The organism is Bacillus sp. CECT 9360 (assembly GCF_918741275.1).
In the GTDB taxonomy this organism is placed as follows: Bacteria; Bacillota; Bacilli; order Bacillales; family DSM-1321; genus Peribacillus.
Map to the genome: position 1 here is coordinate 38,287 of NZ_CAKKNA010000019.1, position 26,574 is coordinate 64,860.

Here is a 26,574-nt window from a genome sequence, read left to right on the forward strand (position 1 = left end):
ACTTTTAGGGGAATGATGCTGGTATGAAAAGCCTGTTAACGAGAAGCAAAAACATCGAGGAAAAAAAGTACGACCAGTTCAGCAATAAGGTACATATGCAATTACAGGATCACCCGGATGTACTAACCCAAATTAAAATGATTGGCTTGACAAACCGAGATTTATGTATCATCCGTTCCCTCCAGCCTTTGGTGAAGGAACATCTGGAAGTGTTAGTGGCAAACTTCTATAAAAATCTTGAACACGAACCTTCGTTAATGAATATCATTAACGACAACAGCACGGTCAGTCGGTTAAAAACCACCCTGCATAAGCATATCTATGAGATGTTCAGCGGGCAAATAAATGATGGATTTATTAAACAAAGAAACATCATTGCCCATGTCCACGTAAGGATAGGGTTACAGCCCAAATGGTATTTGGCTGCTTTTCAGGACTTGTTAAACAGCTTGATCGAAGCGATAACACCAACATATCGGGAGATTAAAGAATACCAGGAAGCGGTACTGGCCGTTACCAAAATATTGAGCCTGGAACAGCAACTCGTCTTAGAGGCTTATGAGCAGGAAAACGAGCGAATCAGGCAAATCGGTGAAAATGAAAAAGAAGAACTTAGGCAGAATGTGAACCGGAATGCGGAAGATCTTGCGGCAATCAGTGAACAGACAAGCGCAGGCACACAAGAAATTGTCGCGAAAATAAATGAAATCCACTCGTTCACAGAAAAAGGATCAGAGGCAGCCCGAAACGCTGAAACCAAATCAAGGGACGGCTCAATGAGGCTGAAGAAGATTGAAGAAGTCATGAAGGATACACAGCAGAACATGGAGAAGATTTCTGAGGATATGGAACAGTTAACGGATACCTCGAAGCAAATTGATTCCATCGTGGCCATGGTTACCTCGATTGCCGATCAAACGAATTTACTCGCTTTAAATGCTGCGATTGAAGCTGCAAGGGCAGGGGAGCATGGAAAAGGCTTTGCGGTCGTTGCCGGGGAAGTTCGTAAGCTTGCCGAGAACACAAAAGATTCTGTATCCGAAGTATCAAAACTGATCGGCGGAATCAGTAGTTATTCCAGTGCCGTCCATTCATCGATCACTCAAGTGAATGAAGACGTAAAACAAAGTGCGATCGAAACAAGGAAGACGAGCGATTTTTTCTCTGAAATAGTCGATTCAATGGGCGGTGTAAAGGAACAAAATGTAAGTATTTCCGGCGAAGTAAATCAATTAAGAGAAATTCTCGAAGGAATCAGTGGTGCCATTGAACAGGTTGCCATTTCGTCTGATGAATTAACGAAAATGACTATGACGCTATAGTTAAAACTTTAATAGCCGGCATTTTTGCCGGTTTTTGATTATCAGTTTTTTAGAGATATACAGTGAATATCATAACCCGATACCTCGATAAAATTCAGACATCTTACATATACATATTCGGCTTCACTTCTCCTAACACTAAGGGAAAATGGTGATTTAGGGGGAGAAAATGAAATGGCATCCGGAAAAGATCAGGCCTCCGGGTCTGAAAAAGGGAATTTAAAGTGGTGGCAGCTATCACTCCTAGGAGTCGGTTGCATCATCGGAACAGGTTTCTTCCTTGGTACGGGAATCGGAATTAAAACAGCCGGCCCTTCGATTCTTATCGCCTTCATAATTGCCGCATTTTCCACTTATGTAGTGTTTGATGCACTTGCCCGACTGACTGCGGAACATCCAGAAAAGGGTTCTTTTTGCGCATATGCCAATCATGCGTTTGGCAGATGGGCGGGGTTTAGCAACGGCTGGATGTACTGGTCTGCCGAGATATTAATCACGGGTAGCCAGCTTACCGCATTAGGATTATTTACCCGTTTCTGGTTTCCGCATCTGCCCTTATGGATGCTGGCAACGGTTTATGCCGTGCTGGGCTTGATTGTCGTATTCATCGGCACAAATGGTTTTGAAAAGGTAGAAAATGTGATGGCGGTCATTAAAGTTCTCGGTATTCTCATGTTTATCGTAATTGCCGCTTTGGCCTTGTTTGGAATATTTGGGTACCATGGAAAAAAGCCCAATTTGTCATTGGATTATCAATCATTTTTTCCTAACGGAATGACAGGGCTTTGGTCTGCTTTAATTTTTGCTTTTTATACCTTTGGCGGAATTGAAATCATGGGCATGATGGCGAATGAGTTAAAGGATCCGAAAGACGGGCCAAAGGCTGGAAAGGTGATGCTTTCGCTGCTGGCAACCATCTATCTCTTGGCGGTCGGGCTCGCCGTCCTGTTAGTTCCCTGGACCAGGTTCAATACGAAAGAAAGTCCATTTGTTATCGCGCTTGCTGATTATCATTTATCGTTCGTACCGCATGCGTTTAACGCAATCTTGATCATTGCCGGCTTTTCGACGATGGCAGCTTCCTTATTTGCGGTAACGAATCTGCTTGTAACGCTGTCCAAAAGCGGGGATGCGCCAAAAGTTTTCGCCAAAAAAGGAAAATTTAAGGTCTCGCTACCTGCACTTGGAGTGACAGCAGGCGGCCTTGCGTTTTCCATTATCATGTCCTTGCTGTTGCCGGAAAAAATTTATGAACATATTACCACGGCTGCGGGTTTAATGCTTTTATATACATGGACGCTTATCTTATTTTCTTTTAAAAAACTGATGAAATTAACACTAGCAGACAACATCAAAGGGCTGATTTGTATTCTGTTTATCTTGCTGGCTATATCGGGAACGCTTCTTGAAAAAACAAGCAGACCCGGCTTATTCATTTCCATCGGGTTTCTTGTTGTCATTGCGGCTGCAACGTTAATTATGAGTCGAAGATGGAAAACGAGTAAAACATGAAGAAATCAGGAGAGGAAAACCTTTGCCGCCTGAATGCCGAAATACAAGCCAAACCCTACGAGCGATAAGCCGGAAAGCAATGATATCATTTTAAGAAGAGAAGGAGTTAAATACTTCCTTGCTATGCTAGCCATGAATGCCATTGATATATCCCAGATGACAATCCCAAGAAAAATGGCCGAGCAAATGAGCAACAAATGATTAAAGTCATATTTTGCAGACGCATTGGCCATCACGGACCCGAAGATCCCAAGCCAAAAAAGAATCGTGAGCGGGTTCGATATCGACATAAAAAAACCCGAGAAAAATGATTTGGACAACGACTCTTTATTTCTCATTTCATTTTCTGATATTTTCCCGGCGCGGATCATGCTTTCAATGCCGGTATAAGTGAGCACGAAGAAGCCAAACAGCCAGAGGAATGTTTTCATGAAGGGCGTTTCCAGAAAATGAACTACCCCCAGGTAAACGAGCGCCATATATATGGCATCAGCCAATGCAGCTCCAAGGCCTAGTATCCAAGCATTCCAAAATCCATTCTTAATTCCTTGGTCAAGCTGGGCTGCATTGATGGGACCGATTGGAGCAGCGAGTGATAATCCTAAAAAAATATAACCGATTAATGCGCTCATCTTTTCACCTCATTTATTATGTTCGGGCAGTCTCGTACCATCTTATTCAGAAATCATGGGCCGTACTACAAAAATTTGGACAATCGTCTATGAGATTAAATGGTTGTAATTCGCTTTAGTCCATGCTATATTTACGTAGCGATGAGCTAATTTGTGTAAGCCGACGGACAAGCTTCGTTTGGATGTGGCCAAACGGTCCTTCGCCTCAAAACGCATCAAAGACGCCCGGCTATTGCCAGGCGTCTTTTTCAGTCTTTTACATAACAGGTTATCTTGAAGTTTAATCGAAATAGATAATAGGGAAAAAGTCTTTCAGGCAAAAGTAGATATTGTTAGAGATAATGGGAGGAATGGTAATGCCAGTTAACACGTTAGTTTTCAATCCGTTAAGCTATGTGGGATGGGGTTCCTTGCAGAAGCTCGTTCCGGTCGTGAAGAAATATGAAGCTGCTAAAATTTTGTTAATCACTGACCCGGCGCTTGAAACGTTTGGATTGACGGACAGGGTCAAAATACCGCTCGAAGAAGCGGGTTACGAGGTGGGTGTATATACGGAAGTCGTACCCGAGCCACCGCTCGAGGTTGGAGAAAAATTGGTTGCTTATATGAAACAGCAGCAAATTGAATTAGTGATTGGCCTCGGGGGAGGAAGCGCGCTTGATCTAGCAAAGCTTGCCGCGGTATTGGCCGTCCATGATGGCAAAGTCGCTGATTATTTAAACTTATCTGGTACGAAACAAATCAATCAAAAAGGGCTTCCAAAGATTCTGATTCCAACAACGGCAGGCACGGGATCGGAAGTGACGAACATTTCTGTGCTCTCATTGGAAAGCACAAAGGATGTCATTGCCCATGATTATTTACTCGCTGACGCGGCGATTGTCGATCCAGAGCTTACGGTTTCCGTTCCGCCAAAGGTAACAGCGGCGACAGGGATCGATGCTTTGACGCATGCCATCGAAGCTTATGTATCGGTGAACGCTAGTCCGACGACGGAAGGGCTATCACTTCAGGCTATCCGTCTGATCAGCCGTTCGCTTCGAAAAGCGGTCAAGGATGGTAATGATCAGCAGGCCCGCATCGATATGAGCGAGGGGAGTTACATGGCGGGACTTGCTTTCTTTAATGCAGGAGTTGCTGGTGTTCATGCGCTTGCTTATCCGCTAGGCGGACAATTCCATATCGCTCACGGTGATTCAAACGCGGTCCTTTTGCCTTATGTGATGGGATACATCCGAAACAGCTGCACGAAAAAGATGGCTGATATTCTGAATGCATTAGGCGGCAATGCCAGCAACGTGTCTGAGGAAGAAGCGAGCATTAGATGTGTTGAAGAGCTGAAAAGAATGGTTGAAGATGTCGGGATACCCGGTACATTAGGAGAATTCGGGATTCCGGAAGAAGCTCTTGAAAAACTGACAGAGGATGGCGTTAAGCAAAAACGGCTATTGGCTAGAAGTCCCCAGGAATTAAGAGAAGAAGATATTAGAGCGATCTATCGCTCGGCATTTGCCGGCAAGGTCGCCCAGCCTAGTTAAGATTTTGCCCCTCTGTAAAAAGGAGGGGCACTCAAGGTTTATAACTAGTTTTTCAGGTGAATAAAGTACTACTGAGAGACTTGAATGGAAGCTGTGATTCAATCATCTCGTCATAAAACTATCATTACACTCATACATTACAAGATATGAAACGATTAAAGAGGAGAAGCCAATGGACTTAATAAAAAGAAAAATCTTCATGCTGCTCATTTTACTGGCAGTTTTAATCGGGTTGTTAATCTTATGGCTAGGGAGCTCAGGCGCGGTCATGCGGGAAGCGGAAGTCGTCGAAAAATATTACTCACCGAACGGATCCGGCAAGGTGCGAGGCATCACCTCGAATGAAGTCGCGGAAGTAAATGCCAGCGGCAGCAGTCCGACCTGTGCCATGAAATTCAGTAATGATAGGATACTGATTTTGGATTGTGATAAGTATCTTGATTACCAAATTGGAGATAAAGTAGAAATTTCCTATCGAAGAGGGGAAATTACCGAGATACGCGGAAGAGATTAGTCATGTTTTCAGCAGAAAACGTTCCTATTGTTTCGACAATTAGAAGGATTGATATACGGATTTATACGGGAAACGACATCATTTTAAAGGGAAAATGAGATGTTGGGTAAAAATTTCCATTGCATTATTTTCTGAAAACCCCGATAAATATAGTAATACAGTGTTAGGGGGAAATATGATGTATAAAATAGAAAAAGGTTCTATGGAAGAAGTATTGATGATTCTACAGAACATTGGCCTGCAGCTTAATGAATATGAAAAAACAAACACTGTTATCCCTATCGCCACATACAAAGAGTTACTTGAGTTCAGTATTTCAATTGCCAGACGCACAAATGATGTTTCAGATACGATAGACGATATTATTGAAACGATAGAAAACAAACTTTAAGTAAACATAATCTATGGGAGGCCTGCATACCTATTACTATAAACAGGTAGGAGGCTCCCGAAATGCTTAACCTTAAACAGTTATTAAATGATCATTCATATACACTATTGTTGATGATAGTTACGCTTTTCTTTACTCTCATCTTGATTAACTACTAAAATGAATACAGTTACATGGAATGATAAAGCTTAAAAACATGAGAGTTCAATCCGATAAATGGAGTAAAGGATTGAATTGAGGTGCTGTTTATGGAAACAAAGAGTCATGAATTAATACATGGCTGGACATTAGTTGGTCATAAGTCGTATGATATTTATTGCAATAAAGCAAATTCGTACGCAGTCATGGATATCGACAGTGACGTCGTCATGAGGTTTATTACACAGGAAAACGAAATAGAGATCCTGGCAAGCAACTGGGACTTGAATTATAAATTGAATATCGGGTTAAAAACGATAAAAATTCTTACTGATCCAGAAGAAGAATAAGTAAAGAAAACTTTCCGATTGACGAGCCTGAAGGGGAAGTCAGAGGCGTAGTTAGGCCCACAGGATGTGGGTCACACAGGCGAAGACATAAGGACGCGGCACAATTAGCCTGTGTTCTGCTTTATGCAGATAAGAGAGTTCATACTTTCTTATCTGCCAAGCAAAAAGACATTCAAAAAAATTTGAATGTCTTTTTCTTTTTGCCTATTCTTTTTTATCGATATGGATCGTGCCGTCTGATTGCAATTCTGCGTACAAAATTTCATCCATCGAATCAATGCCCTTTATTTGCAGCTGATCAATCAGCCAGGCCTCACTTTTGTTTAGTTCTGCCAGGTTCCTCGGAATAGCTTTGCCATCGACGACAAGCTCGGTCGGGAGATACAGGCGGGGAGTCGTTTGTATATTAAAATCTTTTCGAATGGTAGGCACATGCTCTTCCTTTTTCAGCACGCTTAGCTGCCCGTTCGGCTCAAGAATAGCATAATCGACTTCGGCTACAGAAAAAACATCCTTTAGCCGAAGAAGCATGGTCAGATCGTCCATATTTAATTTATTGGCTGACATGGCTTTTTCGACGATCTTACCTTTTTTTATGATAATCGAAGGCTCACCATCCAAAAGCACTCTTGCTTTCGCTGATTTGAGGCTTACATATTCCATAATGAGAGTTAAAACAGCCCAGAGGGTAAGGCCGGTAACACCATCAATTATTTTTATATCCCTGTGGACAACCATATCTCCTGCGATACTTCCCAGCGCAATTCCTGTTATGTACGTAAAAAAGGTCAGCTGGCTTATCTGCTTCTTACCGAGAATTCGTGTCAGGATAAGCAATAAGAAGAAGCCGATTAAAGTCCGTAATGACGTTGTTAATATAGATTCCATATTACTCCTCACGATTCAGCATATTCTTTTGCTATTATTCAACAAAAAGTAGATATTTAACCATCTATTGGGAGGGAGTTACTGAAGATGTTTGCAAATCCTCTCTAAAGGAAAAGGTAAGTACATAATAAAATAGGGCAGTCTTCTGACTATCATTAGACAAAGGATGAGTGAAATGGGATGTAAGTCCAATGACGAATTGCAGCAGCTTGTTGATGAAGCAAAAACCTACACAAAAGAAGGAAAAGTCGCCGATTATATACCGGCTCTTAAAAAAGCGAAGGCAAACGACCTATCGGTGGCGATTTATTATCCGGACGGGAGCGGCTATTGTGCAGGCGATACGAGTGATAAATTGACCCTGCAAAGCATATCCAAGGTGCTGACCCTTGCCCTTGCTTTAATGGATAGGGGCGAAGATTATGTATTTTCCTATGTGGGAAAGGAACCCACCGGAGATCCGTTTAATTCGATTGCCAAGCTGGAGACAAATAAGCCTTCCAAGCCATTAAACCCGATGATCAATGCCGGTGCTTTAACTGTGACGCATATGATTAAAGGAGGGAGCGTGAACGAGCGGTTCGAGCGGATTTTACAATTTATCCGGGACTTAACCCAGAATCCCGGCATCCATTTTAATGAAGAGGTAGCCCGTTCTGAATACAAGACAGCCGACTTGAATCGTTCCCTATGTTACTTTTTAAAACAGCATAACGTCATTAATGAGAATGTAGAACAACTGATCGATTTGTATACCAAGCAATGCGCGATTGAAATGGACAGCAATGACTTGGCGCGAATAGGCTGTGTTCTGGCCATGAATGGAAAAGCCGTATTAACGGATAAGCAAATTATCCCCGGGGATATTGCGCGCATTTGTAAAACGTTCATGGTTACCTGTGGAATGTATAACGCCTCAGGCGAGTTTGCGATCAATGTAGGAATCCCTGCAAAAAGCGGGGTATCCGGAGGAATCATGGGTGCTGTACCAGGCAAGTGCGGCATCGGGATTTACGGTGCGGCACTCGACGAAAAGGGAAATAGTGTCGCCGGAGTAAGAATATTGGAAATGATGGCGAAAAAGTATTCTTTAAGTATGTTTAACACATGAATAGTTGTTTAAATAAGCGATCCAAGGGCAAACTACTATATAATAGAAGAAGGAGAATGCCCATGATCTGTTCGATTTGCAAGCGAACCAAGGAAATCGAGTATGCGTCACCGGAAAACCAATATTGTCTTGACTGCTGGTCTGTCTTGTCATCTTCCTATGATTTTTTATCTGATCAAGGAAGAGAGTATTTGTTAAGAAATCCCCAGATTCAAGAATAAGTCCAGGAGGCTAAAAGCCTTCTTTTTTTCTGGTTTATAGGCATATTCAGACTGCGAAAATTAGCTGTTTTTGGTGATGGAAACTTATTAAATTCATGTAACTTTCCCCGGTTATTAAACGTTTAAATTATGTAAGAAAAAATTCAAACAATTGTAGGGGGAGTATTCATGGGTGTTTCATTAAGGATTTCAAAATGGTTTGTCATCATTGCAGCAGTCATTACCTTGGCATTCGCATTATTATTCTCACCACTGACAGACAAAGCCTCAGCAGCAACTTCATCATCCGGTCAGAAAGTTGTTACCTACGCAAACAGCTTAAAAGGCAAGCCGTATAAATGGGGAGGAACAACTCCAAAAGGCTTCGATGCTTCAGGATTTACCCAGTATGTTTTCAAAAATTCAGCAAAAGTTACTTTGCCACGAACTTCAAAGGACCAATTTAAAAAAGGGGTAGCCGTTAGCCAAAAGTCCCTGCAACAAGGAGATTTAGTTTTTTATAAAACAGGCGGGAATCAGGTTTCTTTTGTAGGGATTTATGTGGGCAATGGCCAATTTATTGGCGCTACTTCAACGGGCGTTAAGGTGAATTCGATGTCATTAAAGTATTGGAAGGACAGGTATGCCGGAGCTAAGCGGGTTTTGAAATAACGTAAATGTATAGTGTAAAGGAGCCGACTTTAGGTCCGCTCCTTTTTACTTTCCAATAAATCCAAAACGATTTTTGAAGGTGCTTCTGTGGTAAGTTGCTGATGATATGTGGAGATACGGCTTTGATAATCATCAAGGCGAACGCTGTCTTGAAAAAAGCTGGCTAGCCAGTCATTTAATGAAAACTCATCATCCTTCCACTGTTTTAAATGAAAAATGACTCCTAATTGCTCTAGCGTTTCCAAATTGATTTCCTCTTGTCCGGGCAGAGCATGATAAATAAGGATGGGTTTTCGTTTAGAAAGGCATTCGCTTATCGTCACCCCGCCCGGTTTTGTAATAATGGCATCCATCTGATCATAGAGATCATTTATTTCTTCTTTGGATTCGATATATTTTAAGGGAGTGACGTTGTTTTTATCCAAGCTTTTCAGGTTGCTATACAATCTTTCATTGGTGCCGCAGAGTACATAAAAATGAATCGTACTATCCTTCTTTATTTTATTCACTAATTCTTCTATCGTTCCAGCCCCGAGGTTCCCTCCCGTAATCAAAATGTTTAAAGGAATTGCTCGCTCCAGCCAATTACCAGGCTTATTAAGCTTGCTGATTTTATGATGAATTGGGATGCCTGTTATAAAAATCCGATCATCATGGATTCCTTTCTGTTTTAAATATTCTTTCATCTGAAGCGAGGTAACGAAATGGTAGTCGATATTCTGAACACCCCAGAAACGATGAATGAAATAGTCGGTATAGGCATTGATAACCGGAATCGTTAGCCCTTCCTTTTCCTTTAAATGATTTAACATATAAGATGGCAGCGCGTGAGTACAAATGATGAGATCAGGCTGCTTCTCCTTCAACAATCTCCTCATAAAAGGCAAAAAAAGAAATTCATATAGTCTATAGCGCTTGTTTTCTTCCAGGTTTTTATAGACCGAATTCCGGTAAATCAGGCTATACAGCGCCGGAAAGGCGTGAATCCATTTGATGTACGTATTTGATACCATCGACTCTATTTTTCCATAGCTGAATGAAAGAATGTCCAGCTTTTCACATTGAATATCCGGACGATTTTGCTGAATCCCCTCCATTAAGGCTTTGGCAACTTGATGGTGCCCTGAAGGGATTTGCAAAAATGGTAAAAATAAGATGGATTTCTTTACGGTCTTTTCTTTCATGGCGACAGCTCCAAGTATGACTGCTTTATACCGTTATCTTTTCCTGTTCTGGGAGTGGCATTCGTTCCATCAATTACCGGAAGGATTAAGGGCTTTTTTTATGTATAATTGTAGCTGGAGGTGTTTTGTACATGATCCTTTTTTTATCCGCAGTTTTATTGATAGCACTTTATTATTTAATTAATAGAGCCTATAAAAACACAAAGGATATCATCATTAACCGCATTCAAATAAACCACCATCAAACAAACGAACATGCCCCCATTTTAAATATCCTTCAGCTTTCCGATCTGCATCTGGAAAACATCTCAATTTCCCCTATTGAGCTTTATGAGAAAGTAAAAGATGAAAAGATTGACTTGATTGCAATTACCGGAGATTTCCTCGACCGTAAACGTTCAATTCCAAGGCTTATGCCTTATCTAGAGACACTAAACCAATTGGATGTTAAATACGGAAAATATGCGGTTTTTGGCAATCACGATTACGTGCTCAAGAAGGACGATTTACAAGTACTGCAAGAAACGCTTGAACAATACAATTTTAATGTAATGAAAAACGAGAACAGCATCATTGACGTCCAAGGCATACCGGTTAATATCATTGGCGTAGATGATTTCAGTACTGGGCGAAGCGATCTTTCGGCTGCGTATAAAGGGATAAGACAAGGGACGAACCTGGTCCTAACCCATGATCCAAACCTCGTACTGGACATGAAGCAATATCATTTTGATTACTTGATGGCGGGCCACTTCCATGGCGGCCAAATATGTTATCCAAAGGCATATCACCTTGTGAAAATGGGGAAGCTTGTCCGAATGAATATGATTAAAGGCATGCACATCCATGATGAAAAGCCTTTTTATATTAATGAAGGATTGGGTCAAACCGGAGTAAATATCCGGGTAGGAAGCAGACCTGAAATAACGCTGCATCAATTGTCGTTGCGGGCTGCTGAGAGTAGATCACAATATGCGATGTAGGACTGTTATCCGTAACGGTCCTTTTTTGTTTAACTTTTATATAATTTTGTTAATGTATCCTTAGACATAAACAAATAGCTGGGAGAGCTTTGTTTTATCATATTCCTGATGCTTGGCTTAGTAGGAGACAGCCACATGATCGGTAAGAAAGTAATCAATTTGACCCTTTTGTATACAGGGTGGGAAATATCAACCACTTCAAACCCCAATCGATCACAGACTTTATTTAAAGTGGTGATTCCCACGATCCCTTTAATTTGACTCGAAGACTCGTGGTTACGTATAAACGATTCAATTTCGGGCAACGACCTTTGGACACTTTGATAAATGATTTTTGCTTTTTTTAATTCACTGTTTATATGCTTTAATTCATTCAGCAATCTAGCATTGTGTAAATGAATTTTGACCAAGGTATCATTCTTTTTTATATGGGTGCCATCTGAAAGAGAGACATCCTTTCCTTTATAGTAGGTAAGGCGTACCCTGAAAATATTTTGAAAAGAATCTCTCTCTGGAAGATAACTAAGCCGAGTGCAGCTAAAATACAATGGATCCAACAAATTCCAAAGTGATAATAAATACCCTTTCATATGTCAACGTCCTTTTGTAAAATGATCAAGGTTGTTAAAGGCAACGATTATAATTTCAGCCTATTACGAGCTAATTATGACTGTGAATTGTTACCTGAAAGATTAATCATCGAAGGACCATGAACACATAAATAAATTGTGGAGATCCAATAATAAGATAAAAGGATTCTAAAGGGGCTTCACACATGGCTGAACTTCCGGAAATCGAACGCTACCGAATGGTGTTGAGCGAACAATTAAATGGTAAGCAAATTACTTCGGTCCAAATAAACAGTGAAAAGTCGATTAATATGCCTGTTCCCCGGTTCACCTCCGAACTGCTCGGGATTCGAATTACAGGAATAAGAAGAAGGGCAAAGTATTTGATTATTGAATTGAGCTCAGGGAAATATTTGCTGCTGCATGTGATGATAGGAGGCTGGTTGTTTTTAGGGGATGACCAGGTCTACCCTAAACCTGCCAAGCAAGTAATTCTGTCATTTGGAGAAAGGAAGTTATTTTTTGTAGGCCTAAGGCTTGGCTATCTCCACTTACTGATGGCTGAAGAACTAAACGGGAAGCTTGAAGGATTAGGGCCTGAACCATTTGATCTGGCATTTTGCTATGAGGACTTCCAGGAACGGATCAGTCTCAAAAGAGGAACGCTCAAATCAATCCTGGTTGATCCAAAATTCATAGCCGGCATCGGAAGCTGTTATTCAGATGAAATTTGTTATCAGGCAAAGCTGCGGCCAACCAAAAAAGCGAACGAACTAACCGGGGAGCAGACACAAGCGCTTTATGATGCGATTAGGCTAGTATTAACAAGGGCCATTGAAATAGGAAGCTATATGGATTATCCTCTTTATGCGGACGACACAAAGACGGGACAATACAATAACCATTTTCTTGTTTATGCCTGCGAAAACCAGCCATGTAAAAGATGTGGTACCGTTGTCGAAGAGGTACTCATCTCCTCAAGAAGGTCATATTTGCCCGGGTTGCCAGGAGTAAAGATATTGATTTTTGTCGTTTGAGGATAACCCATCAAGTGTCGTTGCTGATAAGTGAGTTTCAAGAATATGATATATTGTAAATTAATTAAAGAGCTAGCAAAGTGAGGCCAGCTCTTGTTGTGATCCTCCATATTTATGGTGAATAATAATTGTTTGCCTATAATTGAAGCGTTGCCGTTCTTTTTTCTCTGCCCCGGTAGTAGGTGACTTCCACTTCATCACCGATTTCCTTTTCGGTATAAAGATACTTTCGGAGTTGACTGGCATTGTTAATATCTTGATCATCTAACCGGGTTATCACATCAAACTGCCTTAAACCGGCCTGGCCGGCCGGTGAAGAAGGTTCTGCTTCTCTGATCACGACTCCGCTTTTAACATTTCCAGGCAATTTCAAAGTCTGTTCATAATATTGGGAGGGAATTTCTGAAAGCGAAATCGGGAAAATACCAATCTGGGGACGACGTACCTCGCCATGCTCTTCAAGGTCCCGAAGGATTGGCTTTGCAAGATCAACCGGTATGGCAAACCCGATTCCTTCGACAGCTTCGAGGGCGATTTTGGACGAATTAATGCCGATCAGTTCTCCTTGTAAATCAATAAGGGCTCCGCCGCTATTACCCGGATTGATCGACGCATCGGTTTGGATCACTTCGGATTCCCAATCGACGCTTCCATTTTCATCAACATCCACTGGCATCGTGCGTTCAGCGGCACTGACCACGCCGGTCGTCACGGTCCCCTGTAAAAAACCAAGCGGATTTCCGATCGCGATTACCGTCTCCCCAGGTTTCAGGTCATCTGATTTCCCCATTGTAATGACGCTATCAATTTTCTCGGCATCCACTTCCAGCACGGCAAGATCCAATAAAGGATCAGACCCCATCAGCTTTGCGGGCATTTTTTCTTGATTGCTCAAACTGATTTCAATCTGACTGGCTCCGGCAATGACATGGTGGTTTGTAACGACATAAGCTTTATCGTTTTCCTTTTTATAAATGACCCCTGAACCAGACCCGGCCTGGGTACGTTCGGAGCCTTCCCAAATATCGCCGCCTCTGTAATTGAAGACACTCACGACCGTTTCCATACTTTGTGCAACGGCGCCTGTGACTGAAGGGGTTCCGTTATTTCCTGCTTCAGCACTGGCGTTCGTCCCCGCCGTCTTGTCAGTGGCCTGCTGATTCGTTTCCTCACCAAAAAGCGACATACCCAAGAAAATAATCAAGGCACCAATGACCGCACCTATAAATGCGGCCGTTATTATTTTTTTATTGCCGCTTTTTCTTTTGTTGCGATCATCCCGATTATATTCACTCATACATTCACTCAGTCCTTTCTTTGAGCCTTCTGTTTTCGAATGAAGACCTTATTCATTATGGAACGTTTAGTCTTTAAATAACCCAAACTTTTTTGAATAAACGTGATAAGACGATAATTTTCCTTCTATATTTGTGAAAACATTGTCTGTCACAATCCAGTGACGGACCAGGATGAAGCAATCGATTTATTGACCCGCTAATATACCGGGCCTTTTTCTTGCATAATATGAAACAAAAGGTCTAGAATTGGATTATCTGTTTTTTCAACGATTATGAGATAAAGAAAGAGGATTAGTTATGATATCGATAAAAAGCGAACGTGAAATTCAATTGATGCATGAAGCGGGAAAGCTACTTGCTGCCTGCCATAGAGAAATTGCCAAAATGATTAAACCGGGAATCACGTCAAAAGAAATAGATAACTTTGTGGAAGAATACCTGACTAAGCATGGTGCTACACCTGAACAGAAAGGCTTTCATGGCTATAAATATGCGACATGCGCCTCGGTCAATGATGAGATCTGCCATGGTTTTCCTTCCGACAAGCCTCTGAAGGAAGGAGATATCGTTACCATCGATATGGTCGTCAATCTGAATGGCGGTCTTGCAGACTCAGCATGGAGTTATGCAGTGGGGGAAGTGTCAGAAGAAGCGAAACACCTGCTGGAAGTAACGAAAAATTCCCTTTACAAAGGGATTGAGCAGGCTCAGCCCGGAAACCGACTTGGGGACATTGGCCATGCGATTCAATCCTATGTAGAAGGTGAGAATTACTCGGTTGTACGTGATTTCACTGGCCATGGCATCGGGAAAACGATGCATGAAGAACCGACAGTCCTGCATTATGGCAAGGAGGGTAAAGGGCTGCGCCTTAAAGAAGGAATGGTCATTACGATCGAACCGATGGTGAATGTCGGAACCTGGCATTCCAAGATGGATGATAACGGCTGGACAGCACGGACCGTGGACGGCAAACTGTCTGCCCAATATGAGCATACCGTTGTCATCACAAAAGACGGACCTTTGATTATAACCGAACAATGATAAGAAAAAATAGCATGCTGCGAAGCGTGCTATTTTTAATTCTATATGTTAATTAATAAAGTCTTTTACGATAAGACTCATCTAAAGATGTTGCCACTTCTTTTTCTGTCATGTCGGGCAATTTAGCATGAGCTGCCAGCATTTTTGCAGCAGACGGGAGGGCAGCTTTCTCAATCCATGTGTCTTGGTTCCATAATCCAGAGCGTTCAAACGCCTTGCCGCAATGTATGAAGCATTCCTCGACCTCAATTGCAATCCCAAGTAAGGGAGTTTTTCCGTTTGCTTTCATATTCTCAAGGATGTGTTCATCACGAATCACTGTTGCGCTTCCGTTTATTCTTAACGTCTCATCCAAGCCGGGGATGAGAAAAAGCACGCCGACCTGAGGGTTTTCCAATACATTCAGGATGGAATCCAGACGACGATTCCCTGGTCTTTCAGGGATGACGAAATGTTTTTGATCGATTACATGGATAAAACCGGGGGCATCTCCCCGTGGTGAACTATCGCAACGCCCGGAAGAATTAGCAGATGACACGATGAGAAAAGGAGATTTGCGGAGAAACTCGATACAATTCTCATCTAGATAATCTATCACCTTATTCTTTGCTAGTACGCCGGGATTGCCTAATAAGGAACGCAATTCTTCTTCGGATTTCACTTCATTTATAAACTTCAAACAAACCATCTCCTTAGGAAAATCATACCTTAAAAATTAAAAACACAAAATTTTTTTTAGAAATAATTGGCTTGTGCTTTATAACTATGCTGAAAAATAACGTTTATCCACCTGGTTTTTCTGCATAGTTATTATTTTGAAAAGAACCTCGATAGAATATATTATTGTCCGTGAAAATCTATTAACAGATGGAGAAACGAAATGTAGGCGTACGTTAGCAATCTTTTAATGAGATTGTAATAAGCGATTTACAATACATTGTTATGATAGATTCGACAAATTGAGAGGAGTTTGACAGATGAACTGGAAACCAAGGCTATTATTAGCAGCAACTATATTATCATTCGCTTTTCCCGGCATGCAGACTCAAGCAATTTCAAGTGCAGATAAGCAGGATGGAGGAATCGGCAACACCAGTCATTATCTTGATCATAATCCGAATATTGAGTTGGAACCGAAAATAAACCATATTATCTATCCATTGATGGGGACACCGGCCATCAAGAAAAAAGGGACACAATTAACCTTGCAAGTGGACACAAAAGGAAAGGATCCTGCCGGGTGGGAGGTAAAACTCAATGAAACGCAGAATTCAGGCGTGGAAGCCGTTTACTCGCTCCCTGTTACAAAGGTCGAAAAAGGGGATTCATATTGGAAGAATAGCAGTTCTATTTACAATTTAACCGTTGCGATTCCTGATAGTACCGCAGAAAATTTATACGATTTAGAGATCAGTTATACGGCTGACGGAGCACGTGTAAAAGATGATGAACCGAACTCCGTTAAAATCGTGAATGAATTTAAAAAGGATTTTACGTTCATGCATCTGACTGATATACATGTGGGCTCACCACGAAACATTTCGGATCCCGCAAACATAATAGAAGCAGGAATGTGGAATCCAGACGAGTCAAAACGATGGCTGTATCTCCAAAAAACGATTAAACAGGTGAATCTGTTAAAGCCTGATTTTGTAGTGATGACAGGTGACTTAATGTTTGGTCAAATGAACCCGCAGGAATATATGTATGAGTACGAAGAAACGTATCGGGTATTGAAGAAATTTGATGTGCCAGTCTATCTTGTACCGGGCAATCATGATTTTTATGCACAAGATGCGACACTGGCGGACGGTGCAAAATATTGGGAACAGTACTTTGGCCCGCAATATTTTTCGTTTGATTATGGTCCATATGCCCATATGATTGGGTATAACTCGTTTGACTGGCACAAATTCGATCGCCAGGGACATGGATCGGTATCTGTTCCGACCTGGGGAGGCCAATTACGTGACGAACAACTGGACTGGATTAAAGATGATCTCGTAAAAAATAAACAAACAGCCCAGGGTGGACAAGTAAAAGGCCTTTTCTCACACCATAACCCGCTCTGGCGCGACCGTGACATATGGCCATCCTCTGATCCGGAAGTTCAGAACTATTGGAAAGAGTATGATGCCCAGCATAATCCGCAAAAATTGACAACCTTGCTTAAGGGTGAAAAACTGAGCGTAGAATATGATCAACAATGGCATGGAGAAGGTGCCCATGAATTAATCGACATCATGGAAAGGAATAACGTGAATATTTCCCTGCATGGACACACGCATGTTGATAATATAACAAAGCAGGAAGGTATCCTTTATTCCACGACGGCCTCCATTGAATTATCGGCCAAACCATGGGTAGGCTACCGAGTGTTCCAAAAGGAAAAAAGAGGCAACAATTTTAACTCTTACGTATATGAAGGGCCGGATCGGTCCATTCCAGTATATAAGAATGGCGTGACTTCAGAAGGTATTGTCTCGTTTGAAAACCAGTTTACTCAGCCGAATGATGGCACTCAAGCCACACAAACCGCTGTTGTAACGAACCGGTTAAACAAAGACATTACTTTATATCTCCAGTTCTATATGAAACCCGGAAACTACAAGGCATCATTTGGTGAAATTACACAAAACAAGCTGTATGGAAGCAAACAGCAGCTGGAAGTGAAAGTGAAAATACCAGCAAACACTAAAAAGGAAATTAAGCTTCAACAATGAAACATGGTCTTTAATAAGAAGACATCCCCGCTCCAAACGGAAGCGGGGGTTTTTGCAAATAGGGAAGGGAATCACTTGATCATCTGGCTTTGTATCGCCTGGGCTTTCTTGATCGATTCCAAAATCAACACTAAAGCAATGCTTGTCAAAGCGAAGAAAATGATAGGCGTCAACGGAATCCATGGGTACGCCCGTAAAAATTGATAGGAAAAACCTATCAAGCCCGACCATTCGTTGGAAATCGAGCTCACTGTGCCTTCCTCGACCTTGGTTCCACCAAAGAATAATTTTAATACTCCCAGATGTGCCATCAACAGCAGCACCTGGATAAATTGCTGCATAAATAGTAACAAGACCTTATCAGAGACAGCCGGGATAATATGCTTCCTAAGTATATGGAATTTCGATCCGCCCAGAACCCGGGAGCTTTCCACATATTCTTCATCCCAGCTTTTTTTCATGATGCTGGATAAATGTAACGTTAAAGAAGGCAGGGCAATCAGGCTCATGACGATCACCTGGTACGTGGCTATAAGCCAAAACGGATGATGAAATCCCTCCATCGGCATCCACAAAACGCTGACTAACAAAAAAAATACGCAAACAGGGTTTGTGGAATAATCGAAAATGGCTCTGCAATCCATTTAATGAAAGGAATCAATTTTGATAGATATGTAGAAAGGACAGCACTTAGTAGAAAACTGAGCAAAATCCGAATAATGACAATCACCAAGCCAATTCCGATCGTAAACTTCGAACCCTGGATGACGAGGCCAAGCATACTGTATCCATCCGTGTTGGTGCCAAATGGATAACGGAAGGAAGGGGGATATGGCGGTACAGATTTCACCGATGCATCTTTATTGAACTCGATTAAAGTCTGGGGGACTTCCCTATCAAAAAAAATTGAGTTTATAAAGCTTAGCGTTACAAGCCCTATCAAAAAGGCGGTGCCAAGCAAGAACATTTTATCTTTAAGCAACAAGCGTATCAAGAAGGTTCCCCCTTAATGACTCGCGGGACAAATAAGTCATAGCATTTATAGATAAGGAAAATCGGCAGAAACAAAAGCCTTGTCCTATCATGAACATCTCGGGGGATTGATAGCGGGTAATCAGGTACGTAATTCCTAAAATGTTAAACAGATATTCAATCACAAATAAGGAAGATAACATCGTCCAGATGATCGTCTTAGAGTTTATGAATAATTCATCGAGTATGTTCCGGATGATATGGAAGTTTAATAGTTTGATATTTGTAGTACCGACAGAACGGGCAAGCTCGACATAGGGTTTTTGATACTCTAAGAAGATGACATGTAGAAAGATCCTGATGAAATAAAAACTGGAAGGAATGCTTAAACAAAAAACAGGTAAAGCAATGGTTCTATTATCTCCAAGAGAAACGACTTTAAATAACAGGACTCCAGAATTTTTATAGATTAATATGATTAAAATAGGAAGTAAAGTGATTGTAAAAATATCCGGTATAGCCTCAAGGATCGTAACGATTTTGTAATGATTCCAATTCGATTTTTAAATAAAATAAACGACAAATAGGCAATGATTGCGGAAAACAGCACAGAAATTAATAATGCCAAGAATAAAATATAGTAGGTTTCTGCCGCCTATTCCAAAGCAAACGGAAACAATGTCCATACTTCCCATTTTCGAGAAAAGTGTCATTGTTAAAATGAATAAGTTTATCAAATAGCATCCACGTATGATCCCAATATTCCTGCCCGTTAATTTTCATATCGTTAAATAAGATAAGCCAACTGCTAATCAATAAAATGATAAAAAGTGAAAAAAAACATCTGGCATATAACAATCAATATCTTTTTGGCAAGGCGGGACAGTGTCATGATTTGTTCTTCCTTCCGTCCGATTTGAAATAACAACAAACCCTGCTTGATTAGATTTTAGCAGGGTTTGTTTGCATTAAAATGAGCTTTTAATTTTCATCCCCAGTTACTTTAATTGCAGGTGTATTGTTATAAATGTAAGTTGGCGGAAAAGTATTATGATCCTTTTCATTTCCATAAAAAGCTTTCTGCATCTTAATGTTGGCACTTTCTGCTTCAGAAAGACCCTCGGTGGAAGCCCTTAGTTTATTATCTTCCAATTTTTTATTTAATACAATATTCACTTTTACTGATTCCTCGGAAAAAACTTTTTCAACGTCCAATTATTATCCCTCATTTCTCAAATTTAATAAAAATCCATCGCTTGCTAATAATATTTTCAATCCATAATTATTTTATGAATGGGCCATACTAAAGGAAAATCTTATCTTATTTATTTCAAAACTTAGGAGGTATTCAAAAATGAAAACAATTAAATACTTTGCGTTATTGGCGCTGCTTCTTATTTCCGTATCTGGATGTGGAAATCAGGGAGAAAACAACAATGGAGGCAACGGGGAAGGCGGGGGAGACCAGCTGCAAGGCAATGTCAGTGTGGACGGCTCATCTACGGTCTATCCAATAATGGAAGCCATCGTTGAAGAATATATGGCCGAACAGCCAGAAGTAAAAGTTTCTGTTGGGACGTCCGGAACAGGGGGCGGTTTTGAGTCATTTGCTGCAGGGGATACTCAATTAGCAAACGCTTCCCGTCCGATTAAAGAGGAAGAAAAAGCGGCACTCAAGAAAAACGGGATTGATTATACAGAATTCAGGCTAGCCTTTGACGGGCTCTCTGTCGCTGTCAACAAAGACAATGATTGGGTGGACCATTTAACGATTGAGGAGTTAAGAAAAATGTGGCTTGAAGATGGCAGTCCTCAAAAATGGTCGGATATTCGTGAAGGATGGCCAGATGAGGAAATCCAGTTTTATTCACCAGGAACGGACTCCGGTACATTTGATTATTTCAATGAAATTGTACTAGAAGAGAAACCAATGGTAGAAGGGGCAACCCTTTCCGAGGATGACAATATCCTTGTACAGGGTGTAAAAGGAGAGAAGCATGCAATCGGCTTCTTTGGATATGCCTATTACGTTGAAAATAAGGATGATCTAAAGGTTGTTCCAATTGACGGCGGCAAAGGACCGGTCGAGCCAAACAATGAAACCATTAAATCCGGGGAATATGCGCCGCTGTCCCGTCCGTTATTCACTTATGCGAATAATGCTGAGGTAAAAGAAAATAAAGAGGTGTATGACTTCCTCCGCTTCACGATCGAAAATTCTGCTGAATTTTCCGAGGACGTTGGGTATGTGCGCCTTCCGAAAGAAGAGTATGAAGCGGATATGGATAAACTGGAAGCTTTAAAGTAGACTTGCTTGTTATTTGATGGGAAGTGACTCCTTACTTCCCATCTTCTCTTATAGTGAAATATGGAAAATGATGTGGATCGAAAGGAGTTTTAAATTTTTGGATAATAATCGAAAAACTTCATCGGTGCAAGAAATGATTTCTGAAAATGTACATAAGAAAAGCAAAGGCTTTTCATTTGAAAATATCGTACCGATTTTGTTATTTATCACAGCAGCTATATCCATACTTACCACAATCGGAATTGTGCTTACGCTTATATTTGAAACATTTATATTTTTCAACACCGTTTCGATTAAAGAGTTTTTGACGGCGGACAAATGGTATCCTTTTTCGGCAACTAATGCTTCGTATGGTATTATGCCTCTCGTTTCTGGAACGTTGAAGGTGACGGCCATTGCCGTCTTAGTGGCGGTACCGATTGGAATTGCGACCTCCATCTATTTGAGCGAGTATGCCACAGAGCGTTCCCGCAGGATCATTAAACCAATATTAGAGGTGCTGGCAGGGATCCCGACCATTGTCTATGGTTATTTTGCTTTAACCTTTGTAACACCGCTGCTTCGGGATATAATTCCTGGGCTTGAAATTTTTAATGCGTTAAGCCCAGGACTTGTCATCGGCATTATGATTACACCAATGATTGCTTCTTTATCCGAGGATGCGATGTCATCGGTTCCGATGGCCATGCGCGAGGGAGCTCTCGCATTAGGTGCAACCAAATTCGAAGTTGCTATAAGAGTTGTTTTGCCAGCAGCGATTTCCGGGATCATTGCCTCCATTGTGCTTGCCATCTCGCGGGCGATTGGAGAAACGATGATTGTCGCGGTCGCGGGCGGTTCGACACCAAACCTTTCATGGGATGTAACCGGCTCGATCCAGACGATGACCGCCTATATCGTCCAGGTGAGCCAGGGCGATGCAGGCTATGGCACTACGATTTACTATAGTATTTATGCGGTTGGAATGACGTTGTTCCTGTTCACGCTTGTGATGAATTTTATCGCGCAATTTGTCTCACGCCGGTTTAGGGAGGAATATTGATGAAGTTCATTGATCACGGAAGAATCAAGAATAGAATGAAGCCGAGACTTGCTTCAAACATCTTTTTTCGTTCTTTGTTTCTCTTGGCTACACTATTTGCGTTGCTCGTTTTAGCGGTCTTGCTATATCGAATTATCTTCCAGGGAATTGGTTATTTGGACCTTCAGTTTTTGCAAAGCCTGCCATCGAGAAGGCCGGAACAGGCTGGGGTACTCACCGCGTTGATTGGTTCGATTTGGCTCATGGCGGTCGTTGCCCCGGTTGCCTTGATTTTAGGGGTGGGCACTGCGATTTATTTGGAGGAATATGCAAAGAAAAATGCCATGACTACATTCATTCAAATCAATATTTCAAATTTGGCTGGAGTGCCATCCATTGTATTTGGCTTATTAGGGTTAACCGTTTTTGTTCGTGCGTTAGTTTTGGGTACGAGTGTTTTGGCAGCCGGCTTAACCATGAGTCTGCTTGTATTGCCGATCATTATCGTTGCTTCTCAGGAAGCGATTCGGGCGGTCCCTAAAGAATTAAGGGAAGCTTCATTTGGCCTCGGGGCAACTAAATGGCAAACCATCATCCGGATTGTGCTTCCGGCTGCTATCCCCGGTATATTAACTGGCGGAATTTTAGCTTTATCAAGGGCGATAGGAGAAACCGCGCCGCTTGTCGTCCTCGGTTTGCCTTTATTCGTAGCCTTTTTGCCAAGAACTGTATTTGATATTTTCACAGTTCTCCCTATGCAAATCTATAATTGGACCAGCAGGCCTCAGGAAGAGTTTCACGCTATCGCTGCAGCGGGTATCATTGTATTACTCGTACTTTTACTTCTATTAAATACGATAGCCGTTCTAATTCGCAATAAATATCAAAGGAGATATTGATTATGGCGGAGAATACTTAATGGAGGAGGCTACACAATGGATAAAACGATTGAAAGTAACCAATCCAGAAAAGAAAACCAATCGGTTGAACAACCTACCGAAATCCGTTCTGTTTATAAAACGAGACAGTTGAATCTATGGTATGGTGAAAACCAGGCATTAAAAAACATTGATTTAGATATCAACGAAAATGAAGTAACAGCTATCATTGGCCCTTCAGGGTGCGGGAAATCTACGTATATTAAAACATTGAACAGAATGATTGAATTGGTGCCAGGGGTGAAAACCTCAGGAGAAATCGTTTATCGCGACAGAAACATCCTTGACAAATCATATAATGTAGAAGAGTTGCGAACTAGAGTAGGAATGGTATTTCAAAAGCCAAATCCTTTTCCAAAATCCATTTACGAGAATGTCGTGTATGGTCCAAAAATCCATGGCATCCGCGATAAAAAGATGCTTGATCAGATCGCGGAAAAGAGTCTGAAGGCAGCGGCGATTTGGGACGAGGTGAAAGACCGTTTAAACCAGAATGCATACGGCCTATCTGGCGGTCAGCAGCAGCGGCTATGCATTGCCAGATGCATGGCGATTGAACCCGATGTCATCCTTATGGACGAACCGACGTCCGCCTTAGATCCTATCTCCACCTTAAAAGTCGAGGAACTGCTTCAGGAGCTAAAAAAAGATTTCAGCATCATCATTGTAACCCATAATATGCAACAAGCTGCGCGTATCTCAGATAAGACCGCCTTTTTTCTCAATGGAGAAGTAGTGGAATTCGCGGATACGACAAAGATGTTTTCCAATCCATCCGATAAAAGGACCGAAGATTATATTACCGGCCGATTTGGATAAAAATAATTCGAATTAATTAGGACGCGTGCCTGATTAGTTATGTGGGGAGTGTAAATATGGCCATTCGAGAAAGCTTCGAGGATGAACTGACAAAACTACAAAATAAAGTGCAGGAACTAGGAGATTTTACAAACGAGGCGCTGACGAGAGCATTGGAGGCGCTGGAAACGCAAAATATAGAATTAGCGCTCGAAATCATGGAAGATGATACGAAGGCAGATATACTGGATGAAGAAATAAATGATCTTTCGATTTGGCTTATAGCTAGCCAACAACCAGTCGCTATTGATCTTCGCAGAATTATCGGAGCCATCAAAATCGTTACAGATGTTGAGAGAGTAGCCGATTTTGCAGTAAACATTGCTAAGTCGACAATCCGGATCGGTAAGGATTCCGAATTGGCTCCGGTAGAAAACATCCGGAAAATGCATGGGATCTTGTTGGAAATGCTGCGATTATCGCTGGAAGCCTATAATGAGGAAGACATTGAAAAAGCGAAAAAAGTAGCCGACATGGATGATGAAGTAGATGAGTTATACGGCCAAACAATCAGAGATTTTCTTTCCAAAAATGAGAACAATCCCGAGTCACTCCCGCGAGTCACCCAGCTGTTGTTTGTGTGCCGCTATTTGGAAAGGGCTGCGGACCATTGTACGAATATCGCGGAAAGTGTATATTACCTTGTTAAGGGAAGACGGTATGATTTAAATAGTTAACAGAAAAGCGGTACCTGTAAACTTGGGTACCGCGTTATTTTTTTGCAAAAATACATAGTAATTGTAAAGAAGCATGGTATAAAACCGCAATTTGGTTTCAAATGTTGATTTTAAAAAAAGTTCGATAATTTATAAAAAAGATTGATAATTTGTAATAAAGTTTGATCAAAATCCTATAATTTAGATAGGATTTTTCTTTATTGCTTTTGTTAATGTTATAAAACTCCATTCTTGTTCTTCCACAAACGGGCCATTAAATTGAATAAGACCTTCTAAATAAAACTGGATATTTATGTTAAAATTGGCGTGAGATTGTAAAAAAATGTACTTAAACTAAAGGGGCAGATTTGTGAAATAACAGTTATATGTAAGTTTTGATAAATTGTTAAAACAACGCATCTATTCCCTGATTTATTTTATAAAATTTGAATTAATCCTTATCACTTTCAGTAATTGAATATTCTACACAAGGCGGATTTTCCAAATTCCTTTTTCCATTTTTTACAGTGTAAATATTTAAGGACAATAACACAAGCTATCTGTGAGGTGATGAAGATGGAACAAAATCAAAAAAAATCCATTTCCATGGATAACAATGTTTTATATGAACAAACTGACATGTCTACGGGAACTGTAGAAAGAGAACAGGAGAAATTGGGTCCAAGAAACACTGAATTGAGTCGCCAATTTATAGCACAAGCTGGAGCTAATTTTTGGGGAACTTGGTACACGGTTTATTCTCATACTGCGGGTATAAATATTACCATTGCTTACAGAACAGATGCTGATACTACTGTATTAGGAAAGGTTCGTTATTGTTCTCGCTCGGAAGGTAGAAAAAAAGAACAAGAATTTATTGATGAAGTGAACCTTGGTCTATGCGATGGTGTCATGGATGTAGTAGAAGTTTGTTTTAAGGGGTCTCCTTTTGGAGCTCAGGTTACAGGAACGGTTTGGCCTTGAGTATAGTGAAAAACTAGATTCTTCTCCTTTTAATAAAGGAGACATTAAACAAAGGATATCGAAGAGGTGTGAACAATGAAATACGAAGTTAGGGTTAAGACTAGCGATGAAGAAGGTTCTGGTTCCGATTCGAATGTGTATTTTACTTTCTGTGGAACAGCTGATAAATCTAAACAGCTAGGTCCTTATACCAACTTTGAAAGAGGTAAAACGAAAAAATTTATATTCTCAACTTACGAAGAACTGGGTGATATCGACCAATTAATAATTCATTTTAAAAGAACAGAAAATAGTACTGATTTTAAATGGTCTCCTTTTACAATTCAGGTACTTCCATTACCTGATTATAGGAATCACCCTGGATGGCTGTTTATGTTAAATCGTGTGTTAAATTGCGAGCATGGTACCCATTGTTACAGAGCAACAAGAACACCATACGCTGGAAAATCAGCATCTGAAGGAAATCCGTATTATGATAAACCTCTTTGTTCCTTTAATGAACATGAGTGTACCAATATTAACTAAAATGGGGGCTTTTATATACCGACTTTGCATATAAATATATTTTAGAATGTGAAGAGATGTACTTAAAGTAACGGGTGCGTTCGTATTATAGGGTTAACCAGTTTTTACTGGTTGACCTTTTTTTAATAGGACCTATTATTTCAGTAGCCAGGGTAGAACGTACGGGTGCGTGGGAGTGAGATCTCGTCAACTAAACTGTTCACCCC

Annotated in this window: 30 protein-coding genes; 20 read left to right on the plus strand and 10 right to left on the minus strand. The window is 41.0% G+C overall.

Annotated elements, in window-relative coordinates:
- Positions 1-23 precede the first annotated feature (23 nt).
- Entirely contained in the window at positions 24-1,322 is a 1,299-nt protein-coding gene (locus LQ216_RS18445) for a globin-coupled sensor protein (protein WP_230130909.1), read from the plus strand.
- A 174-nt stretch (positions 1,323-1,496) separates the two neighbouring features.
- Positions 1,497-2,834, plus strand: a complete 1,338-nt coding sequence (locus tag LQ216_RS18450) for an amino acid permease (protein WP_230130911.1) — start codon at positions 1,497-1,499, stop codon at positions 2,832-2,834.
- A gap of 5 nt (positions 2,835-2,839) precedes the next feature.
- On the opposite strand, the gene LQ216_RS18455 is transcribed toward LQ216_RS18450, so the two are convergent.
- The gene (locus tag LQ216_RS18455) at positions 2,840-3,466 is read right to left on the minus strand and encodes a LysE family transporter (protein WP_230130913.1); all 627 of its coding nucleotides are present in this window, start codon (positions 3,464-3,466) and stop codon (positions 2,840-2,842) included.
- A gap of 356 nt (positions 3,467-3,822) precedes the next feature.
- Between LQ216_RS18455 and LQ216_RS18460 the strand changes: the two genes are divergently transcribed.
- The 4 genes from LQ216_RS18460 to LQ216_RS18475 all read left to right on the plus strand — a co-directional run bounded on the left by LQ216_RS18460 (position 3,823) and on the right by LQ216_RS18475 (position 6,397).
- Entirely contained in the window at positions 3,823-5,004 is a 1,182-nt protein-coding gene (locus tag LQ216_RS18460) for an iron-containing alcohol dehydrogenase (protein ID WP_230130915.1), read from the plus strand.
- Between the two features lie 172 nt (positions 5,005-5,176).
- Positions 5,177-5,518, plus strand: coding sequence for a hypothetical protein (locus LQ216_RS18465; RefSeq protein WP_230130917.1), 342 nt, complete (start codon positions 5,177-5,179; stop codon positions 5,516-5,518).
- A 175-nt stretch (positions 5,519-5,693) separates the two neighbouring features.
- A complete protein-coding gene (locus LQ216_RS18470) occupies positions 5,694-5,909 on the plus strand; it encodes a hypothetical protein (protein WP_230130919.1) in 216 nt (71 codons plus the stop codon).
- Between the two features lie 248 nt (positions 5,910-6,157).
- A complete protein-coding gene (locus LQ216_RS18475; protein WP_230130921.1) occupies positions 6,158-6,397 on the plus strand; it encodes a hypothetical protein in 240 nt (79 codons plus the stop codon).
- Between the two features lie 204 nt (positions 6,398-6,601).
- On the opposite strand, the gene LQ216_RS18480 is transcribed toward LQ216_RS18475, so the two are convergent.
- On the minus strand, positions 6,602-7,285 hold the full coding sequence (locus LQ216_RS18480) for a DUF421 domain-containing protein (RefSeq protein WP_230130924.1): 684 nt from the start codon (positions 7,283-7,285) through the stop codon (positions 6,602-6,604).
- A 175-nt stretch (positions 7,286-7,460) separates the two neighbouring features.
- Between LQ216_RS18480 and glsA the strand changes: the two genes are divergently transcribed.
- The 3 genes from glsA to LQ216_RS18495 all read left to right on the plus strand — a co-directional run bounded on the left by glsA (position 7,461) and on the right by LQ216_RS18495 (position 9,268).
- The gene (gene glsA, locus LQ216_RS18485; protein ID WP_230130926.1) at positions 7,461-8,396 is read left to right on the plus strand and encodes a glutaminase A; all 936 of its coding nucleotides are present in this window, start codon (positions 7,461-7,463) and stop codon (positions 8,394-8,396) included.
- A 62-nt stretch (positions 8,397-8,458) separates the two neighbouring features.
- A complete protein-coding gene (locus LQ216_RS18490) occupies positions 8,459-8,617 on the plus strand; it encodes a hypothetical protein (protein ID WP_230130928.1) in 159 nt (52 codons plus the stop codon).
- Between the two features lie 168 nt (positions 8,618-8,785).
- Positions 8,786-9,268 (plus strand): C40 family peptidase, encoded by a 483-nt coding sequence (locus LQ216_RS18495; protein ID WP_230130930.1) that lies wholly within the window; start codon positions 8,786-8,788, stop codon positions 9,266-9,268.
- A gap of 29 nt (positions 9,269-9,297) precedes the next feature.
- Here the strand turns inward: LQ216_RS18495 and LQ216_RS18500 are convergent, their stop codons facing one another.
- On the minus strand, positions 9,298-10,452 hold the full coding sequence (locus LQ216_RS18500; protein WP_230130932.1) for a glycosyltransferase: 1,155 nt from the start codon (positions 10,450-10,452) through the stop codon (positions 9,298-9,300).
- A 131-nt stretch (positions 10,453-10,583) separates the two neighbouring features.
- Here LQ216_RS18500 and LQ216_RS18505 point away from each other — a divergent pair, with 131 nt between their 5' ends.
- A complete protein-coding gene (locus tag LQ216_RS18505) occupies positions 10,584-11,435 on the plus strand; it encodes a metallophosphoesterase (RefSeq protein WP_230130933.1) in 852 nt (283 codons plus the stop codon).
- Positions 11,436-11,464: 29 nt separating this feature from the next.
- On the opposite strand, the gene LQ216_RS18510 is transcribed toward LQ216_RS18505, so the two are convergent.
- Positions 11,465-12,025 (minus strand): hypothetical protein, encoded by a 561-nt coding sequence (locus tag LQ216_RS18510; RefSeq protein ID WP_230130935.1) that lies wholly within the window; start codon positions 12,023-12,025, stop codon positions 11,465-11,467.
- Positions 12,026-12,210: 185 nt separating this feature from the next.
- Between LQ216_RS18510 and LQ216_RS18515 the strand changes: the two genes are divergently transcribed.
- On the plus strand, positions 12,211-13,041 hold the full coding sequence (locus tag LQ216_RS18515) for a DNA-formamidopyrimidine glycosylase family protein (RefSeq protein ID WP_230130936.1): 831 nt from the start codon (positions 12,211-12,213) through the stop codon (positions 13,039-13,041).
- Between the two features lie 136 nt (positions 13,042-13,177).
- Here the strand turns inward: LQ216_RS18515 and LQ216_RS18520 are convergent, their stop codons facing one another.
- Positions 13,178-14,338 carry a S1C family serine protease gene (locus LQ216_RS18520; protein ID WP_230130938.1) on the minus strand — a complete coding sequence of 387 codons (1,161 nt, stop codon included), beginning with the start codon at positions 14,336-14,338 and terminating at the stop codon, positions 13,178-13,180.
- A 298-nt stretch (positions 14,339-14,636) separates the two neighbouring features.
- On the opposite strand from LQ216_RS18520, the gene map reads away from it, so the two are divergent.
- Entirely contained in the window at positions 14,637-15,383 is a 747-nt protein-coding gene (gene map / locus LQ216_RS18525) for a type I methionyl aminopeptidase (protein WP_230130940.1), read from the plus strand.
- Positions 15,384-15,435: 52 nt separating this feature from the next.
- On the opposite strand, the gene LQ216_RS18530 is transcribed toward map, so the two are convergent.
- Positions 15,436-16,071, minus strand: coding sequence for a pyridoxamine 5'-phosphate oxidase family protein (locus LQ216_RS18530; RefSeq protein ID WP_230130942.1), 636 nt, complete (start codon positions 16,069-16,071; stop codon positions 15,436-15,438).
- 289 nt (positions 16,072-16,360) lie between these two features.
- On the opposite strand from LQ216_RS18530, the gene LQ216_RS18535 reads away from it, so the two are divergent.
- Positions 16,361-18,106: a metallophosphoesterase gene (locus LQ216_RS18535; protein ID WP_230130944.1), complete on the plus strand. Its 1,746-nt coding sequence runs from the start codon at positions 16,361-16,363 to the stop codon at positions 18,104-18,106.
- A gap of 71 nt (positions 18,107-18,177) precedes the next feature.
- Here the strand turns inward: LQ216_RS18535 and LQ216_RS18540 are convergent, their stop codons facing one another.
- The 4 genes from LQ216_RS18540 to LQ216_RS18550 form a co-directional block, all read right to left on the minus strand.
- Entirely contained in the window at positions 18,178-18,669 is a 492-nt protein-coding gene (locus tag LQ216_RS18540; RefSeq protein ID WP_230130946.1) for an ABC transporter permease subunit, read from the minus strand.
- Positions 18,670-18,689: 20 nt separating this feature from the next.
- The gene (locus LQ216_RS18545; RefSeq protein ID WP_230130948.1) at positions 18,690-19,100 is read right to left on the minus strand and encodes a hypothetical protein; all 411 of its coding nucleotides are present in this window, start codon (positions 19,098-19,100) and stop codon (positions 18,690-18,692) included.
- Positions 19,081-19,617 carry an ABC transporter permease subunit gene (locus LQ216_RS20560; protein WP_354959351.1) on the minus strand — a complete coding sequence of 179 codons (537 nt, stop codon included), beginning with the start codon at positions 19,615-19,617 and terminating at the stop codon, positions 19,081-19,083. The genes LQ216_RS18545 and LQ216_RS20560 overlap by 20 nt, the downstream gene beginning before the upstream one ends.
- Positions 19,618-20,059: 442 nt before the next feature.
- Positions 20,060-20,293 carry a hypothetical protein gene (locus LQ216_RS18550; protein ID WP_230130950.1) on the minus strand — a complete coding sequence of 78 codons (234 nt, stop codon included), beginning with the start codon at positions 20,291-20,293 and terminating at the stop codon, positions 20,060-20,062.
- 139 nt (positions 20,294-20,432) lie between these two features.
- Between LQ216_RS18550 and LQ216_RS18555 the strand changes: the two genes are divergently transcribed.
- From LQ216_RS18555 to LQ216_RS18585, 7 genes are all read left to right on the plus strand, one after another.
- Complete coding sequence (locus LQ216_RS18555) at positions 20,433-21,386, plus strand: PstS family phosphate ABC transporter substrate-binding protein (protein WP_230130951.1); 954 nt, start codon at positions 20,433-20,435, stop codon at positions 21,384-21,386.
- Positions 21,387-21,519: 133 nt separating this feature from the next.
- Positions 21,520-22,428 (plus strand): phosphate ABC transporter permease subunit PstC, encoded by a 909-nt coding sequence (gene pstC, locus LQ216_RS18560; RefSeq protein ID WP_230130970.1) that lies wholly within the window; start codon positions 21,520-21,522, stop codon positions 22,426-22,428.
- Positions 22,428-23,306: a phosphate ABC transporter permease PstA gene (pstA, locus tag LQ216_RS18565; RefSeq protein WP_230130953.1), complete on the plus strand. Its 879-nt coding sequence runs from the start codon at positions 22,428-22,430 to the stop codon at positions 23,304-23,306. Before pstC ends, pstA begins: the two co-directional genes overlap by 1 nt.
- A 36-nt stretch (positions 23,307-23,342) precedes the next feature.
- On the plus strand, positions 23,343-24,164 hold the full coding sequence (pstB, locus tag LQ216_RS18570; RefSeq protein ID WP_230130955.1) for a phosphate ABC transporter ATP-binding protein PstB: 822 nt from the start codon (positions 23,343-23,345) through the stop codon (positions 24,162-24,164).
- A gap of 56 nt (positions 24,165-24,220) precedes the next feature.
- Positions 24,221-24,880, plus strand: a complete 660-nt coding sequence (gene phoU / locus LQ216_RS18575) for a phosphate signaling complex protein PhoU (protein ID WP_230130957.1) — start codon at positions 24,221-24,223, stop codon at positions 24,878-24,880.
- 555 nt (positions 24,881-25,435) lie between these two features.
- Positions 25,436-25,843: a hypothetical protein gene (locus tag LQ216_RS18580; protein ID WP_230130959.1), complete on the plus strand. Its 408-nt coding sequence runs from the start codon at positions 25,436-25,438 to the stop codon at positions 25,841-25,843.
- 75 nt (positions 25,844-25,918) lie between these two features.
- On the plus strand, positions 25,919-26,368 hold the full coding sequence (locus LQ216_RS18585; protein WP_230130960.1) for a PLAT/LH2 domain-containing protein: 450 nt from the start codon (positions 25,919-25,921) through the stop codon (positions 26,366-26,368).
- Positions 26,369-26,574: the final 206 nt, after the last annotated feature.